The 16,856-nt window shown below is 59.7% G+C and carries 12 protein-coding genes; 11 read left to right on the top strand and 1 reads right to left on the bottom strand.

Annotation, left to right across the window (positions count from 1 at the left end; genetic code table 11):
* Positions 1-24 precede the first annotated feature (24 nt).
* The 4 genes from ACFSOY_RS11935 (at position 25) to ACFSOY_RS11920 (ending at position 8,819) form a co-directional block, all read left to right on the top strand.
* Positions 25-4,320 carry an amino acid adenylation domain-containing protein gene (locus ACFSOY_RS11935; RefSeq protein WP_386047072.1) on the top strand — a complete coding sequence of 1,432 codons (4,296 nt, stop codon included), beginning with the start codon at positions 25-27 and terminating at the stop codon, positions 4,318-4,320.
* 209 nt (positions 4,321-4,529) lie between these two features.
* The gene (locus ACFSOY_RS11930; RefSeq protein WP_386046945.1) at positions 4,530-6,110 is read left to right on the top strand and encodes an alpha/beta hydrolase; all 1,581 of its coding nucleotides are present in this window, start codon (positions 4,530-4,532) and stop codon (positions 6,108-6,110) included.
* Between the two features lie 186 nt (positions 6,111-6,296).
* The gene (locus tag ACFSOY_RS11925; RefSeq protein ID WP_386046943.1) at positions 6,297-7,235 is read left to right on the top strand and encodes a DMT family transporter; all 939 of its coding nucleotides are present in this window, start codon (positions 6,297-6,299) and stop codon (positions 7,233-7,235) included.
* A gap of 633 nt (positions 7,236-7,868) precedes the next feature.
* Positions 7,869-8,819: a DHH family phosphoesterase gene (locus ACFSOY_RS11920; RefSeq protein WP_386046941.1), complete on the top strand. Its 951-nt coding sequence runs from the start codon at positions 7,869-7,871 to the stop codon at positions 8,817-8,819.
* A gap of 120 nt (positions 8,820-8,939) precedes the next feature.
* Here the strand turns inward: ACFSOY_RS11920 and ACFSOY_RS11915 are convergent, their stop codons facing one another.
* Positions 8,940-9,731: a glycosyltransferase family 2 protein gene (locus ACFSOY_RS11915; protein WP_386047070.1), complete on the bottom strand. Its 792-nt coding sequence runs from the start codon at positions 9,729-9,731 to the stop codon at positions 8,940-8,942.
* Positions 9,732-9,840: 109 nt separating this feature from the next.
* On the opposite strand from ACFSOY_RS11915, the gene yabG reads away from it, so the two are divergent.
* The 7 genes from yabG (at position 9,841) to ACFSOY_RS11880 (ending at position 16,849) form a co-directional block, all read left to right on the top strand.
* Positions 9,841-10,701 carry a sporulation peptidase YabG gene (gene yabG, locus ACFSOY_RS11910; protein ID WP_386046939.1) on the top strand — a complete coding sequence of 287 codons (861 nt, stop codon included), beginning with the start codon at positions 9,841-9,843 and terminating at the stop codon, positions 10,699-10,701.
* Between the two features lie 190 nt (positions 10,702-10,891).
* Complete coding sequence (gene veg / locus ACFSOY_RS11905; RefSeq protein ID WP_386046937.1) at positions 10,892-11,179, top strand: biofilm formation stimulator Veg; 288 nt, start codon at positions 10,892-10,894, stop codon at positions 11,177-11,179.
* A gap of 112 nt (positions 11,180-11,291) precedes the next feature.
* The gene (locus ACFSOY_RS11900; RefSeq protein WP_386046936.1) at positions 11,292-11,477 is read left to right on the top strand and encodes a small, acid-soluble spore protein, alpha/beta type; all 186 of its coding nucleotides are present in this window, start codon (positions 11,292-11,294) and stop codon (positions 11,475-11,477) included.
* 164 nt (positions 11,478-11,641) lie between these two features.
* The gene (locus tag ACFSOY_RS11895; RefSeq protein ID WP_386046934.1) at positions 11,642-12,490 is read left to right on the top strand and encodes a cyanophycinase; all 849 of its coding nucleotides are present in this window, start codon (positions 11,642-11,644) and stop codon (positions 12,488-12,490) included.
* Complete coding sequence (gene cphA, locus ACFSOY_RS11890) at positions 12,487-15,138, top strand: cyanophycin synthetase (RefSeq protein WP_386046932.1); 2,652 nt, start codon at positions 12,487-12,489, stop codon at positions 15,136-15,138. The genes ACFSOY_RS11895 and cphA overlap by 4 nt, the downstream gene beginning before the upstream one ends.
* Positions 15,139-15,262: 124 nt before the next feature.
* Complete coding sequence (gene ispE / locus ACFSOY_RS11885; protein WP_386046931.1) at positions 15,263-16,111, top strand: 4-(cytidine 5'-diphospho)-2-C-methyl-D-erythritol kinase; 849 nt, start codon at positions 15,263-15,265, stop codon at positions 16,109-16,111.
* Positions 16,112-16,135: 24 nt separating this feature from the next.
* Entirely contained in the window at positions 16,136-16,849 is a 714-nt protein-coding gene (locus ACFSOY_RS11880) for a molybdenum cofactor guanylyltransferase (RefSeq protein WP_386046929.1), read from the top strand.
* Positions 16,850-16,856 lie beyond the last annotated feature (7 nt).

Genomic DNA, 16,856 nt, shown 5'->3' with positions numbered 1-16,856 from the left:
CGCCGCGCCCTTCCTGCGCCAGACATGAGCGAGTTGGACGGCGCGTATGTCGCGCCGAACACCGCGGCGGAAGAGCTGGTCGCAAGCATCTGGGAAGAGGTGTTGCAAGCGGAGCGGATCGGCGTCCACGACAACTTTTTTGAGCGCGGTGGACATTCGCTGTTGGCGACACAGGTCATCTCGCGCATCGAGGAAGCGTTCGGAGTGGACGTGCCGCTTCGCCACCTGTTCGAACTTCCCACCGTCGCCGCTTTGGCCGAACAAGTGCAGGCGCTGCAGGCGGCAGGGCATGGACGACAGGTGCCACCGCTGTTGAAAGCGGAGCGAGTGGGTCCGATGCCGCTCTCCTTCGCGCAGCAACGCCTGTGGTTGATCGACCAACTTCAGCCGGGCAGCGCGGTCTACAACATGCCGTTCGTCGTGCGCCTCGAAGGGGAGCTCGACGTCGAGGCGCTTGAGCGGAGCCTTGAGGAGATCATCGCGCGACACGAAGCGCTGCGCACCACCTTTGTCGAAGGGCCGGCAGAGCCGTTGCAGGTGATCGCCGCACCCGATAGGTTGAGCCTGGCGGTGCGCGACCTGAGCTCGCTTCCTGCCGAAGAGCGGGAAGCGACCGCGAGGCAGCTGGCGCAGGAAGAGGTAGCGGCGCCGTTCGACCTGTCCGCAGGGCCGTTGATCCGCTGCTCCCTGCTCAAGTTGGCCGAGCGGGAGCACCTGTTGGTGCTGAACATGCACCACATCGTGTCGGACGGCTGGTCGACCGGCGTGTTCCTCCACGAGTTTGCGGCGCTGTATGCCGCCTTTGCGGACGGACGTCCCTCGCCGTTGCCAGCGCTTGCGATCCAGTATGCCGACTATGCGGTCTGGCAGCGCAACTGGCTGCAGGGCAGTGCGCTGGAAGAGCAGCTCTCCTACTGGAAAGAGCGGCTGGGCGGCGACCTGCCAGCTTTGCAGCTGCCGACAGACAGACCGCGCCCGCCTGTGCAAACACATCGCGGGGCGGTGGTGTCTGCCGAACTGTCACCAGAGCTTGCGCAGGCGTTGCAGGCGCTCTCCAAGCGTCAAGGTGTCACGCTGTTCATGACGTTGCTCGCCGCCTTCCAAACGATGCTGGCTCGCTACACAGGGCAGGAGGACATCGCTGTCGGCACGCCGATCGCCGGTCGCAACGCCAAGGAGACGGAAGAGCTGATCGGCTTCTTCGTCAACACGCTGGTCATGCGCACCGACCTATCTGGGGAACCGACGTTCCGCGAGGTGCTGAAGCGGGTGCGCGAAGTGGCGCTCGGAGCGTATGCGAACCAAGATGTGCCGTTTGAGCGTTTGGTGGAGGAGCTGCAGCCACCTCGCGACACGAGCAGAACACCGCTGTTTCAAACGATGTTTGTCCTTCAAAACGATGCGTTGCCAGCGGTAGAAGTAGAAGGGCTTTTGATCGAGCCGCTCGACATTTCGAACGAAACGGCCAAATTTGACCTGACGCTGTTTGTGCAAGGGGAGCAAGACGAGCTCGTCGCGATGTTCGAATACAACACCGACCTGTTCGAAGCGAGCACCGCTCGTCGGATGATCGATCATTTTCACAACCTGTTGCACGAGATAGCAGCAGACCCCGACCGATCGATCAGCCGGTACTCGCTGCTCGCAGAGCGGGAGCGAGACACATTGCTCCTTGAGTGGAACGATACGAAGCGGGAGCACGGTGAGGAAAAAACTTTTGCCCAGCTGTTTGAAGCGCAGGCGGAAAAAACGCCAGACGCGGTGGCGGTCGAGCTGAGCGCGGAGAGCTGGACGTACCGCGAGCTGAACGAGCAGGCCAATCGGTTGGCACATCTGCTGAAGCGATATGGCGTCGGGCCGGATGTGATCGTCGGCATCTTCCTCGACCGATCGCTTGCGATGATGGCCGCGTTCTTAGCGGTATTCAAGGCGGGCGGGGCCTATCTGCCGCTCGATCCGTCAACGCCGCCCGAGCGGATGTCGTTCCTGTTGCAGGATGCGGGCGCAGCGCTGGTGCTGACGACCTCGACGCTTGGCGATCGAGTGCCGGCGAGCGATCTGCCGCAGATCGTTCTGGATGGGCAGGCGGACCTGATCGCCGGGCAGCCCGCAGACAACCTAGCGCCTGTCGCCGAGCCGGGGCACCTCGCCTATCTGATCTACACGTCCGGCTCGACCGGACTGCCGAAGGGGACGATGATCGAGCAGCGCGGCTTGACCAACTACCTGCTGTGGGCGGTCGACGCCTATCGACTGCAGGAGGGTGCCGGGGCGATCGTGCATTCGTCTGTCGCGTTCGATATGCCGATCACCTCCCTCTTCCCTCCGCTGTTGACGGGCAAAAAAGTGGTCTTCACGCCGCAGGAGGCGAGCGGGGTGGAAGCGCTTTGCCAGCTGCTGCTGACGAGGCAGGATTTCTCGCTGGTCAAAGTGACGCCAGCGCACCTGCAGCTGTTGAACCGAGAGCTGGAAGGCGAGGACTGGCAGGGGCTTGCGCGCGCGCTGGTCATCGGCGGTGAAGCGCTGTTGCCGGAACAGGTCGCACCGTGGCAGGAGCGAGCGCCGGAGACGAGGCTGATCAACGAATACGGCCCGACGGAGACGGTCGTCGGCTGCTGCGTGCACGAGGTGAGCGAAGCGGACCGAGGTGGTGCGATCCCGATCGGGCGACCGATCGCCAACATGGCGATGTACATCCTCGACGCACAGCAACAGCCGGTGCCGATCGGCGTGGTCGGAGAGATCTACATCGGCGGTCACGGCGTGGCGAGAGGGTATCGAAATCGAGAGGAGCTTCAGGCGGAGCGCTTCCTGCCCGATCCGTTCCGAGCGGAGGAAGCGGCGAAGCTGTACCGGACGGGAGATCTGGCGAGCTACCGGGCGGACGGAGCGATCGAGTATGTTGGGCGGATCGACAGCCAGGTGAAGATCAGAGGGTATCGGATCGAGCTCGGAGAGGTGGAAGCGGCGCTCTATCAGCACCCGGCGGTGCGAGAGGCGCTGGTGATCGATCGCGAGGACATTCCGGGGAACCGCCGCTTGGTCGCCTATCTGGTCGCTGGAGAAAAGCTGGTGGCCGGACGGGAAATCAGGGCGTTCCTCAAGCGTTTCCTCAGCGAGTACATGATCCCTTCCGACTTTGTCTGGCTGGAGGAGATCCCGCTCACCGCAAACGGCAAGGTCGACCACAAAGTGCTGCCGACCCCGTCAGCCGATCTGGAGCGCGAGGAACGGGAGACCGCTCCGCGCGATCGATTGGAGATGCAGTTGGTTCGCATCTGGGAGGCTGTGCTTGGCAGATCGAACATCGGAGTGCGCGATAACTTCTTCGAGCTTGGCGGTCATTCGCTGTTGGCGCTGCAAGTGCTCAAGGAGATCGAAGCGCGGTTGGAGCAAAAAGTATCGCTGACCGCCCTGATCCAAAGCGGAACGATCGAACAGCTCGCCGCTCTGCTGCGAGACGGGGAGGCGTCCGATCATCGGGTGCCGACGTTGTTGCCGCTGCGAGCGAACGGTACGCAGCGACCGCTCTTCCTCGTCCATCCGATCGGGGGACATGCGACCAGCTATGTAGAGCTGGCGAAGGCGCTGGGAGAAGACCAGCCCGTCTACGCGCTCCAATCTCCTGGCTTGGAAGGGGAATGTGAGCCGCTCGATCGAATCGAAGACATGGCCGCACACTATCTGGCAGAGATTCGCGCTGTCCAGCCGGTCGGCCCCTATCTGCTCGGCGGCTGGTCGTTCGGTGGAGCGGTCGCCTATGAGATGGCGCAGCAACTGCGGGCAGCTGGCGAAGAGGTCGCCCTGCTCGCTCTGCTCGACAGCGCGGTGCCGAAGTTGAACCGGCGCACAGAGGCAGAGCTGGAAGAGGGGGCGCTCGCCCTCCAGTTTGCAGCCGACCTCGCAGGGCGATTTGGGATCGATGTCACTCCATTTGCGGAGGAGTTTGCAGAAAAGGGCGCAGAAGAGACGCTCGATGCTGTGCTGGAGCTGGCACAGCGACACCATGCGCTGGCTCCCTCGTTTGAGCGAGCAGACTTGAAGCGCCTGTTCGATGTGTTTCGGGCCAATGCGATCGCCTACCAGCAGTATGAACCACAGCCTTTCGATCGCGAGGTGGTGCTCTTCCGCGCCGAAGCGGGGCCATCCGCGCTGATCGAAGACCAGTCGCTGGGCTATGGCGAGCTGGTGCAGGAGGTGGACGTGCACGTCATGTCTGGAGACCACTTCACACTGCTGCAAACGCCGAATGTGACGCAGCTTGCCAGCCGATTGCAAACGGTGCTGGAGCGGGTGAAGAAGACGGAGACAACCTCGTAGGAAGTTTTGCAAGGACGAACGGAAAGCCGCGCCTCGTGAAGATGGAGGCGCGGCTTTTCCTGTTCATAGATGCCAATGGTCAGATACAAATCACCTCACTTCTTTTTCATGAAAAATTATAAAATTCTGTATTTACTTATCTCATTTTCGTGATAAAGTAGACATATAAGATTAATAAATACTTTATTCGAGTAGAGGTGTATTAAGTTATGAGAAAATTTACAAAAATGATGGTTGCCGGAGCGGTGCTTGCATCGCTGCTCGCTCCCCAGTCGGCGCTGGCAGCAGCGCCAGCTCCCACGCTGAAGAACGACAACCCGAGCGCCAAATTTGGAGACTGGTACGTCGGCGCGGTGCCACCGAACGTCGACTACAGCAGGCCGGTGATCCTGTTTGTGCAGGGCTTGCACTCCGACTACACCACCTGGTACAATTCGGACGGCTTTTACGACGCGGCCTACAGCGCAGGGTACCGCACCGCGTTTGTGCAGCTGAAAGATGCGGACGGCACAGGCGGGGATATGTGGGTCAACGGTTCCAAGCTGGCCGAAGTGATCACCAAGGTGAAAAACTACTATGGCGTCTCCAAGATCAACATCGTCGCCCACTCCAAAGGCGGAATCGACACGCAGACCGCGCTTGTGCACTACGGAGCCTATCCGTATGTCAACCTCGTGCATCAGCTCTCCACGCCGAACCGCGGCTCTGAGCTGGCCGACCTGTGCTACAGCTCCTGGACATGGTGGATCGCGGAGTTGATGGGACAGCGCGACGATGCGACCTATGTGCTGCAGACGTCCTACATGGATTACTTCCGCTCGGTCACCGACGGCCTCACCCAAAACAAATCCACGCGCACCTACATGTCGGGCGGCACTGGCGATGATGGCATCCTGTCGTCGACCTTCTATTCCCGCGCCGTGTTGCCAGGTGAAGATGATGGCGCCGTGTCGATCGCTTCGGCGTTCGGCTTGCCCAACGGGTACTACGGCTTTACCGACAACGGTTCGGAGCGCCTGTCGCATACGAAGATGCGCTGGGCATCGAAGACGTGGTGGCAGGTCAAACCGCGCCTGACGACCACCTCCTATGCGGCGATCGCCCCAACTGCGATCGCATCCACCTCCTACATGGAGAAAAAATCGGTCAACGAAGCGAGCTCCAACATCATGCGCGGCGGCGAGATCAACGGCAAAGTGGTCGACACGTTCACGCTGGAGAGCAAGGCGACCGCTTATGTGGACGTGATGACGTCCAAGTCGGACACCAGCGTGGCGCTCGTCTCCCCGTCTGGCAAAGTGTATCGACCGACCCGCGGGGAAAACAAGCTGGATGACAACGCTGTGCTGTTCACCGATGCGGTGCACAACATCTTCTCCATCAAAGGGGAAGCGGGCACCTGGACGCTGCAGGCGGAAGGGGATCAAGATGCGTACTTCATGCTCGCCAACGTGGAAGGCGGCGCCAAGTCGAAAGTGAAGTCGGCGAAAAAATCGTTCAAAAAGGGCGAGAAGGTCGAGCTGGGCGTCGAACTGCAAGGCGGTAAGCTGGACGGGAAAAACAAGAAGCAAAAGCAGGCGAAATTGTCCAAATCGGGCAAGCAGTCCGCACAAGAGGTGACGCTGACCGAACAGGCGGATGGCACGCTCACCTCCTCGTTTGTCGCGCCGACCGAGCCGGGCGTATACAACATCTCCTTCGATGTGACCGGAACGAACGACAAAGGCGAATCGTTCACCCGCTCTGTCAACTACAATTTCGCAGTGCTGGATGAGAACGGCAAGCTGTAAGAGCTAGATAAAATGAGCACGCCCAACCCCTGCGGGAGATCGCGGGGGTTTTTTTGTCGAGCGGGCGAATCCAATCAGCCCCAGATGTTGTTAGCATCTATCGACCATTCCTTCTCCCATGCTATAATGCAGAAAATATTACGAATGGCGAAATAATAGCTTGCATTCGTCGTGGGAGAGAACATCATGAACAACAAAGAAAAGGCGGAAAGAGGGACGAGCATCTATCTGTTGCTCTTGCTGGTGCCGCTGTTTTGGGGCGGTGCGTTCGGTGCGGGGAAACATGTGTTGACAGAGATTCCGCCGTTCTTGACGGCGACGTTGCGCTTCGGGCTGGCCGGGCTGATCCTGATCGCTTGGCTGACCTATAAAAAGGGCTGGGATCTGCAACTGCTCAAAGCGCGCTGGAAGGGGATGCTGCTGCTGGCCGTGACGGGCATCTTCGGGTACAACGCGTTCTTTTTCTTCGGGCTGCAATTCACGTCGGCGACCAACGGTTCGCTCGTCGTGGCGATGAATCCGGTGTCGACGACGCTTGCGGCGGTGATCTTTCTCGGAGAAGCGTGGAGCAGGCGGCTTGGCATCGGGATGACCTTGTCGCTGATCGGGCTGCTGGTCGTGATCACCGGAGGCTCCTTCGAGACGGTGCGCTCGATGTCGTTCAACGCGGGCGACCTGCTGCTGCTCGGCTCGGTGGTGAGCTGGTCGATCTACTCGACGGTCGGGAAAGTGGTGATGAGAGGGATGTCCTCGCTGTTGGTGACGACCGTCACGACGGTGGCCGGGGCGTTCGGGCTGTTCATCGGGTCGCTGTTCGAAGGTGGCTGGGATCGATTGTCGAACCTGTCTGTGCAATCGGGGTTCGAACTCGTCTACATGGCGGTGTTTGCGACGGTGATCGCGTTTGTGATCTGGAACTTGGGCATTCAGCGCATCGGAGCTTCGAAGACGAGCGCCTATGTCAACCTCGTCCCGATCTGCGCGACGACGATCGCCGTGCTGCTCTACGGCGAGCAGGTGACCTGGGCACATGGGATCGGCGTGGTGCTGACCATCTCCGGCGTCCTGCTGTCGACGAGCGACCCGTCGAAGCGGATCGGGGCGAAGAGCGGAGTGAGGGTGTAGAGCGGGGGAGTTTGGGAGAGGAGAATTGAAGAGTATTGATGATGACCCCGCTGAATGGCGGGGTTTTTTTGCTTTCTAACTCAAAAAAACCTGTGCCTAGAGCAATATTTCGTGATACATAACATTTTCATGCGGGTATATTCATTTATGAATACTGGTTGAAAAGCTCGATCAGATCATATGAAGCACTCTTGTAATGCTCTGCTGCAAATGATCAAGAAACAGCCGCATTTGAAGATGGAAGATTGCTTCACGATCTTGGCGATCGAATGATGCTGGAGAGGTGCCTCAAGGCGTGTCAACACACAAAAACCCCGTTCGTTTGAACGGGGGCTTTTGTGCGCATACTAAGCGGAGAACACGCCTGAGAACGGTCGAATGATCGCAGAGTTCGGGCTCCTGATCACAGCTTCCAATGCGAGATGCTCAATTCTAGGTATATCGCTCATACCTATCAAATTAATCCTGAATCACGAATTGACGAGCAATAAACAATGAACCGTTTCCTTCACATGCTCATATCCTATATAATAGTAGCACAATCTGTCGAGCGATGTGAGGGACGGCAGCGTACAGATGAACTGAACAAGGGAACCGATAGCGGTTTCGTATATAGGATGGTGCAACAGTTTCATGATGTTTTCGGAGACGATCTCCATGATGAAAGGCGGGCAGAACCTCGTGCTCTGCCACGACCAAGCCGACAGCGATGCGGTCGGAGCTGCTTTTGCTCTGGCGCGCTTCATCGGCGCCGATATCGGCGTGCCGCAAGCGGTGGCGACGCACACGCATAAATTGCTGGAGGAACTAGAGATCAACATTCTGATCGGCCCGGATGTGAGCCGATACGAGCATGTTGTGGTCGTGGACACCGCAGCGCCCATTCAGCTGAAAAGCTCGCTTCCCGAGCGCTTTTGGCTGATCGATCATCACCCGGTCAACACGCTGTTCGCGCAGGCGCTCGGCGGTCTCTACGATCCGGTCTCTTCGACATGCCAACTGGTCTATCGCCTGTTGAAAGAGTTGAACGCCCCGTTCGACCGCCAGATCGGGCTTGCGCTGGCGGCGGGGATCATGACCGATACGATCAACTTCCACAAGGGCGACCCGGAGGCGTTTCGGGCGTTCGGCGAGATCTTGGAGGTCTGCCAGCTCACCTATGAAGAGGTGCAGCGCCTGTATGTCGTCGATGAGCGCAAAGACCGCGGCTCGATCTGTCAGGCGGCGTTAAACGCGCGGAAATACACGTTTGGCGGCTACCATGTGCTGGTGACGGAGATCGATTCGAACATCCCGACCTTTGCGGCGCGCGCCCTGTTCGACCTCGGGGCGGACGTGTCGGTCGTCGGGTTTACAAAAGGCGAGGAAGTGGAGATCCGCATGTATCTTCGCCAGGAGCTGGCCGAGGTGCATCACCTCGACGCGGCCGAGCTGTTCCGCACGATGCCAGGCATGGATGCGGGCACCGCTTGGGGCTATTCGCTCTTCGCGGGGTATCGAGCGAGAGGCGAGCTGCCAGGCTTGCTTCGCGCGATCGTCGAGCGGTTTTCGCAGCTGCTTCAAGAGGAATCGATCGGAAAGTAGAGAGAGGAAGGATTGCCGAGCGGGCAATCCTTTTTTTATTGTCGAGGCACAACTGTCGAGGCAAAGCTGTCGACAGCTCTGCTGAGCGGCAGGTCGATCGAGCGCACGGGCAGTTTCCCGCTAGCGAGGCTCGATCTGCAAGCTGTCCGCAAACCGCTCCAACAGGTCGAACCTGCGCTTCGAGTGGTACCCATCGAACTGATGACCGCGGTATTCGCGGCTGCGCACCCGGCCATCGAGCAGACAGTGCGCCTCTAATAGATCGCCGATGATCGTATCGCGGATGTGCTCAAAATGAACCGGCCCTTTGTGCGAGGAACCGAGCCGCGCCTGCGGGATATGGGTCAGCGCGTCGATGCGCAGGCCGAGCTGTTTGGCGCGGGTCAACACGACAGGCGGGATGGCCAGATCTGCGCGGGGGATGAGGCGCAGGAGGCGACGAGAGACCACGTGCGGCCCGTGAGAAGGGTTGCTCAGGCCGAGGCGAGGTTCCAACCCCAACCGACGGTTGAGCGAGCTGCGCAGGCGCAGGAGCGGGTTGTGAGCGACATCTTGGTGATGTGCCGTCCCATACGTGTCGGTCAGCCCGAGATCGATGCCGAAGCGCACCGCGTCCTCGGTCAGCCGCTTCAGCTCATGCCGGTGGTGCCCGATCAGGTCGCCATCGTAAAACAGCACGTGCTCCGCGCCCTGTCGATAGGCGTACTGCGCCCCGATCGCACGAGGAACATCGAAGCCGAGCGGGGCGCGGAAGCTGATCAGGGTCATCCGCTCGTCCTGCAGGCGGCGCACCACCTCCAAGGTGTCATCCTGACAGCCGTTGACCACCACGATGATCTTCTCGATGCCCGCATAGCGGACGTTTTTGAGTGCCGCTTCGATTCGTTTGCTCACATTGCGGGCCGGAATCACCGCATACAAAGCGCCCACCTCCCCGTTTCCACATGATATGCAAGAATGCCCACGGCTTGTGACCAAACGGGACTTACGCTCATACCCTATCCCGAAAGGAGGAGTTGCCATGTGGAAAGTGGGCGACCTCGTCGCGCGGAAGTCCTATGGGAAAGACATCTGTTTTCACATCGTAGAGCTCGATCGGTCAAATCGCATGGCCGTGCTCAAAGGGGTGGAAGTGCGCCTGCTCGCAGATGCGCCGGTGAGCGACCTTGAGAAGCTGAGCGATAAGGAGCTCCGGGACTACATCGCAGGCTACACCCGGGAAGAGGACGATGTGATGCGCCTGATTCGCTCCCGCCGCCTGATCGAGGAAGAAAAGCGGTTGATCCGCTCTGACATAAAGTTTCGCGACCATCATGATTTTTTTGAAAAGCCGGGACGGGTTCTGCATCTGGATGGAGATGGCTCATATTTGCACAAATGCTTGATGTTCTATGAGGAGCTTCGCATCCCGGCGATCGGACATCATGTGCCAGAGGTGCGCATGGCAGAAATGCTGCCCCAACTGCTCGACCAATACCACCCGGACATTCTGATCCTGACCGGGCATGATGGCCTGTTGCGCAAGGGGCAGGATCTGTCCAACGTGTTCAACTACAGAAACACCGAAAACTTCATTCGCGCAGTCAAGGCGGCCCGCCGCTATGAGCGCTCGTTTGACGATCTGATCATCTTCGCCGGAGCCTGTCAGTCCCACTATGAATCGCTCCTCGATGCGGGAGCCAACTTCGCTTCCTCCCCGCACCGCATCTTGATCCATGCGCTCGACCCGGTGTTCATCGCCGAGAAGATCGCCTACACGCCGATCAACCAGACGGTGAACATCTTCGACGTGGTGAAGTCGACGATCACAGGCACCGATGGGCTTGGCGGCGTGGAATCACGAGGAAAATACCGCATCGGGCTCCCCCGCAGCCCCTACTGATGCAAAAGCGGTTGAAACTAAGAGCATTCTGGAGAAGAATGAACTTTCTGAAAACTAAAAGGGATAAATGATTGTAATTTCTTCATAAAGACCATTGACAGGTTTTTTGGGGCGCTGATATAATTATTAACTTTCTTTGACAAAGTTCGTCAAGCATGCTACACTGAATCTTGGAAAGAGGTGGTGTGTGTTGACAGCGAAAAACGCACTAAACGAGATTAAGCGCAGCCTTGACCGTTATGTTGGTGAGAAGATCTTGCTGCGCGCCAACGGTGGACGCCGCAAAACAATCGAGCGCACCGGCGTTCTCGAAGAGACATACCCTTCTGTTTTTGTCATCAAATTGGATCAGGAGAACTCCTTTAAGCGAGTCTCGTACAGCTACGCAGACATTCTGACTGAGACGGTCGAACTGATGGTCTGCAACGATGACGGTCACGTACGCCTGACCTATTCGCAAGGGATCTTAGAAGCATAGAGCATGGGGAGTCACTCCCCGCCGCAGCCTTTCACAACCTGGTGAAAGGCTTTTTTCTTTTTGGGCAGACTACCTGTCGTCGACGTCAGATCGACAAAAGGGGGGATTGGACATGGGACGCAGAAGAGGCGTGATGAGCGAATCGCTGAAGTATGAGCTGGCCAAAGAGCTCGGTTTTTACGACACGGTTCAAAAAGAAGGATGGGGTGGCATTCGCGCCCGCGATGCAGGGAACATGGTCAAGCGCGCGATCGAGATCGCCGAAGAGGCGATGGCGCGCGACAATCAACGCTCTTGAGTTCGAGCTGACGTTCGCAGGCCAGGGCTTACGCCCTGGTTTTTCCTTTTGTGCAGGCAGGTTTTGATGGGGAGATGAATAAGCGTTCCGCCTCTCAGGGAAGACTGTCAACCTGAAGCAGTATTTCCAAGTGCTAGCATCTAAGAACTTGAGGAGGCGACTGCGTGAGCAAGCGACCTAGTAGGTTGGTCATCATCGGTGGAGCAGAGGACAAGCAGGGCGACATGGAGATCCTCCGTGAAGTCGTTCGTCTCGCAGGCGGGAAGCATGCGCGAATCGTCGTGATGACGGTCGCGACCGAGCTGCCGATCGAGGTGGGGGCTGAGTACATCGAGGTGTTCGACTCGATCGGCGTCGCCGATGTGCGCATGTTCGATGTGTCGACCCGCGAGGCGGCAGGTGCCAATTCGGCAATCAAGGCGGTGGAGGATGCGACCTGCGTCTTTTTCACCGGCGGTGATCAGGTGCGCGTGACCAAGCTGCTCGGGGGGACGCGGATGGATGCTGCTTTGCACAGACGGTTTGAAGATGGGATGGTGCTGGCCGGCACGAGCGCGGGGGCCTCGATGATGTCCTCGACGATGATCGTGTCAGGCGTGAGCGAAACCAACCCGAAGATCGGCATCGTGGAGATGGCACCCGGCATGGAGTTTTTGGCCGGGGCGGTGGTCGACCAGCATTTCGCCCAGCGTGGACGGTATGGTCGCCTGTTCTCCGCTGTGGCGCAATATCCGCACCATTTGGGGCTTGGCATCGATGAAAACACCGCGATCGTGGTGGAGGGTCAAGAGTTTCGAGTGATCGGGGAGGGCGCCGTCAGCGTGATCGACGCAGGCCAGCTTTCCTATACGAATCTGGAGCAGGTGCGAAACGGAGATGATCTGGCGCTATGCAGCGTGACTCTGCACATTTTACCGAAGGGGCATCGCTTTCATCTGCGCGATCGCGCACCGATCTTACAAAAGGACACAGCACATACGTCCGAACCAACACGAGGAGTGGACCATCAATGAGAATTGAGGATATTCGGTTCATCTCAGGGCCGAATCTCTATCTGCATCGCCCGGTCATGGTGATGCGCCTGTATTTGGAGGAGTACACCGGGAAGGAATCGAAAGACTTCCCCGGGCTGAACGACCGCCTGCTCCACCTGTTGCCCGGCCTGCGCGATCACCACTGCGCGAAGGGCGAGCCGGGCGGTTTTGTGGAACGCCTTCATGAGGGTACATATATCGGCCATGTGATCGAGCATGTGGCCATCGAGCTATCACAGCAGATCGGTATCGGGGTCAACCGCGGCAAGACGCAGTTTGTGGAGGAAGGCGTGTATGACATCATCGTCGAGTGCCAGAACGAGGCGGGCATGGAATGCCTGCTTCGCACCGCTTTTGAGCTGGTGCAGAGCTTGCTCGACGGTCAGCCATATTCGCTGCAACCGCGCATCGAGCAGGCGCGACGCTCCGCTATGCGCACGGCGCTCGGCCCGAGCACCCGCTCGATCGTAGATGCGGCAGCCGCTCGTGGCATCCCCTTTTATAGATTGAACGATAAGAGTCTGGTTCAGCTTGGAACCGGGCGTTTTTTAAAGCGGATTCAAGCGACGATCACCGAGCAGACATCCTGCATCAGCACAGACATCGCCTCCGACAAGGAGCTGACCAAACAGCTGCTCGATCTGGCGGCGATCCCCGTCCCGCACGGCGGGGTGGCCAGCACAGAGGAGGAGGCGGTCGCGCTGTGGCGGGAATTGAACACCGCGCTCGTCATCAAGCCGCTCGATGGCAATCAAGGGAAGGGCGTGTCGATCAACCTGCTCTGTGAGGACGAAGTGCGAGCCGCGTTTCGCATCGCCAAGGAGCATTCGCATCGCGTGGTGGTCGAAGAGTATATCGACGGTCGTCACTACCGCCTGCTCGTCGTCGGCGGGCAGGTCGCCGCAGCGTCTGAGCGCGTGCCCGCCCATGTGGTCGGCGACGGGAGAAGCACGATCGCTCAGCTGATCGCGGCTGCCAATCAGGACCCTGCGCGCGGTGACGGGCACGCCAAGTCGCTCTCGAAGATCAAAGTGGACGAGGTGGCGCTCGCCTACCTCGCCCGCGTGGGGCGCACCCTCGACGATCTGCCGCACGCAGGGGAGATGGTGCTCTTGCGAGACAGCGCCAACCTCTCCACCGGCGGCACGGCGGTCGATGTGACCGGGAGATTGCACCTGAGCATCGCCGAGGTGGCGGTGCGGACCGCAAGGATCGTCGGCCTCGACGTGTGCGGGATCGATCTGGTCTGTCCTGACATCGCCCAGCCGTTCGATGAGCGGTCGAGCGCGATCATCGAGGTCAATGCGGCACCTGGCATTCGGATGCACCAATCGCCGAGCGTCGGCGACTCGCGCAACGTGGGCGAGGCGATCCTCGACATGCTCTACCCGCCCGGTGCGAAGACGAGGATTCCGATCCTCTCGATCACCGGAACGAACGGCAAGACGACGACGACGCGGATGATCGGCCATGTGTTGCAGACGACCGGCCAGACGGTCGGCATGACTTCGACAGACGGCATATACATCGACGGTCGGTGCGTGGCGAAAGGCGACACGACCGGGCCGCGCTCCGCCCGCGCTATCTTGAGCGATCCGGGCGTCGATGTCGCGGTGCTGGAGACGGCAAGAGGCGGGATCGTCCGCGCGGGGCTCGGCTTTGAATATGCGGACATCGGCATCATCACCAACATTCAGCCTGACCACCTCGGGCAGGACGGCATCGACTCGGTGGAAGATCTGATCAGCATCAAATCGCTGATCGCCGAGCGGGTGCGCCCGGGAGGAACGGTGATCCTCAACGCGGATGACCCCCATCTGAGCGCGCTGCCCAAGCTGATGAAGGAGCGTCACCGCAAGGGTCGCAAATATGTCTTTTTCTCGTTGCAGAGCAACTCGCTACATCTGCGCCGCCACCTGTCGGAAGGGGGAACGGGCTACTATTACGAAGGCGGCTGGATCTACGAGGCGGTCGGGGACAGCGCTCGCCCGATGATGCGCGCCGACGAGATTCCGGTGACGATGCTCGGCGCTGCCCACTTCCATGTGGCGAACGCGATGGCGGCGATGGCCGCCTGCAGAGCGTTCGGCATGCACCCGGCGAAGATCGCAGCGGCGCTGTCCGGCTTTCGCAGCGACCTGCACAACCCCGGGCGCGTCAACCTCTATCAGATCGGGCGCGGGTATGTGCTGGTCGACTACGGGCACAACCCGCATTCGTTTCAGGCGGTCTGCGAGATGGCAGGTCGCCTGCCCAACCGCCGCGTGACCGGGGTGATCGGCGTGCCGGGCGATCGCAACAACGAGATCGTCTCCGCTTCCGGCAGGGTGGCTGCCACCGGCTTTCACCGCCTGTTTGTCAAAGAGGATGTCGACCTGCGCGGCCGGGCGCGGGGAGAGGTTGCCAAGCTGTTGAAAACGGCGATCGTCGAGGTGTCGCCCGACAAGGAATGCCGCGTCATCCACAACGAGTGCGATGCGCTGGAGGCGGCGCTGAAAGAGCTGCAGGAAGGGGAGCTGATCGTCGTCTTCTACGAGAAGCTCCCCCCGATCCTTGAGGTGCTGAAGCGGCATGATGCGGTCAGCGTTTCGCACATGGCTCTGCCAAAGACGCACGCAAACGTGTAAAAAACATGGAGAAAAAGCGTAAATGGTACGCTTTTTCTCCATGTTTGGCAGGAAAATGACCTATCACATGGAAAGACTAAAGCCAAAAGCAACGAACGATTCGTATGAAGGTAGGTCATCTCTCATGTGGACAGAAAAAGCGCAAGCCAAAATCAACCTGACTCTCGACGTGCTCCACAAGCGATCGGACGGTTATCACGAAGTGGAGATGGTGATGCAGACGGTCGACCTGTCTGACCACCTGACGTTTTATCCGCTTGCGGAAGATGAGATTCAATTGTCTTGCACGGTGCCCTACATTCCGCTCGACAGCCGCAACCTCGTCTATCAGGCGGCGAAACTGGTCAAGGAGACGTTTGGCATCGCTTCTGGCATCCGCATTCATATCGACAAGCGGATTCCGGTCGCGGCAGGCTTGGCGGGAGGGTCGAGCGATGCGGCGGCCACCTTGCGCGGGCTCAACCGCGTCTTCCAGCTCGGGCAGAGCTTGGATCAGCTGGCGGAGCTCGGGGCGAAGATCGGCTCAGACGTCCCGTTTTGCATCTATGGCGGCACGGCGCTCGCCCGCGGTCGCGGCGAGCTGATCGAGCACCTGCCGAAGGTGGCCCCGACGTGGGTCGTGCTGGTCAAGCCGCCGATCGCCGTCTCGACGGCAGATGTGTACGGGCGGCTGAAGGTGGCGGAGATCGAGCGGCATCCGAGCGCGATGGCGATGGTCGAGGCGCTCGCCACAGGCGAAGTGCGCCTGATCGCCGATCATCTCGGCAACGTGCTGGAAAGCGTGACATTTTCGATGTACCCGGAAGTGGAACGGCTGAAGGGCCAACTGCTGAAGTTCGGAGCGGTCGGCGCGCTGATGTCGGGCAGCGGTCCGACCGTGTTTGCGCTCGTCGACCGAGAGCACAAGGCCAACCGCATCTACAACGCACTGCGCGGCTTCTCCCGCGAAGTGTATCTCTGCCGCTTCTACTAGGGGGACCCAAGGAGGCAGGACTGCATGGACGTGTTGGTGCTTGCCGGCGGGACGAGCGCAGAGCTGCCCGTCCCCGAAAAAGCGCAGATCAACATCGGCGGGCGCCGGATGGTCGATCATGTGGTCGCCGCCCTGCAGGCGGTGCCAGCTGTGCGCTCCGTTCGCGTCCATCGCGGGCGGGAGCAGAGCTTGGTGGCCAACCTGCTGGACGCGGTGGAGGCGATGATTGCCGAGGGAAGCGAATATGTGCTGATCTCCGCCTGCGACATCCCGTTTTTGACACCGGAGGCGGTCGAGGATTTTTTGGCGAACTGTCCACCAGAATGCGACTTCTGCTACCCGATCGTGCGAAGGGAAGCGTGCGAGCGCAAGTTTCCCGGCGTGAGGCGCACCTATGTCAAGCTCAAGGAGGGGACGTTTACCGGCGGCAACCTCTTTCTGGTGCGGGCCGAAGCGCTCCCACCGCTGCGGGAGCGGCTGACGCGCATCTTCCACTATCGGAAGCGCCCTTTGCTGCTGGCCCGCGAGTTCGGGTGGGGCGTCACCCTGTCGTTTGCAGTGTCCGCCTTGCTGCGCACGCTTTCGGTGCAGAAGCTCGAACGGGAGCTCTGGCGGCTGACCGGGATCAGGGCGAAAGCGGTGATCACCGAGCATGCGGAGATCGGAACGGACATCGACAAACTTTCCGACCTGAGGCAGCTGGAACAGCTTGTCATAAACACGAAAGAAGTGATATGATCCTCAT

Source organism: Tumebacillus lipolyticus (assembly GCF_042682745.1).
In the GTDB taxonomy this organism is placed as follows: Bacteria; Bacillota; Bacilli; order Tumebacillales; family Tumebacillaceae; genus Tumebacillus_A; species Tumebacillus_A lipolyticus.
This window is presented reverse-complemented; position numbering and strand designations above follow the sequence as displayed.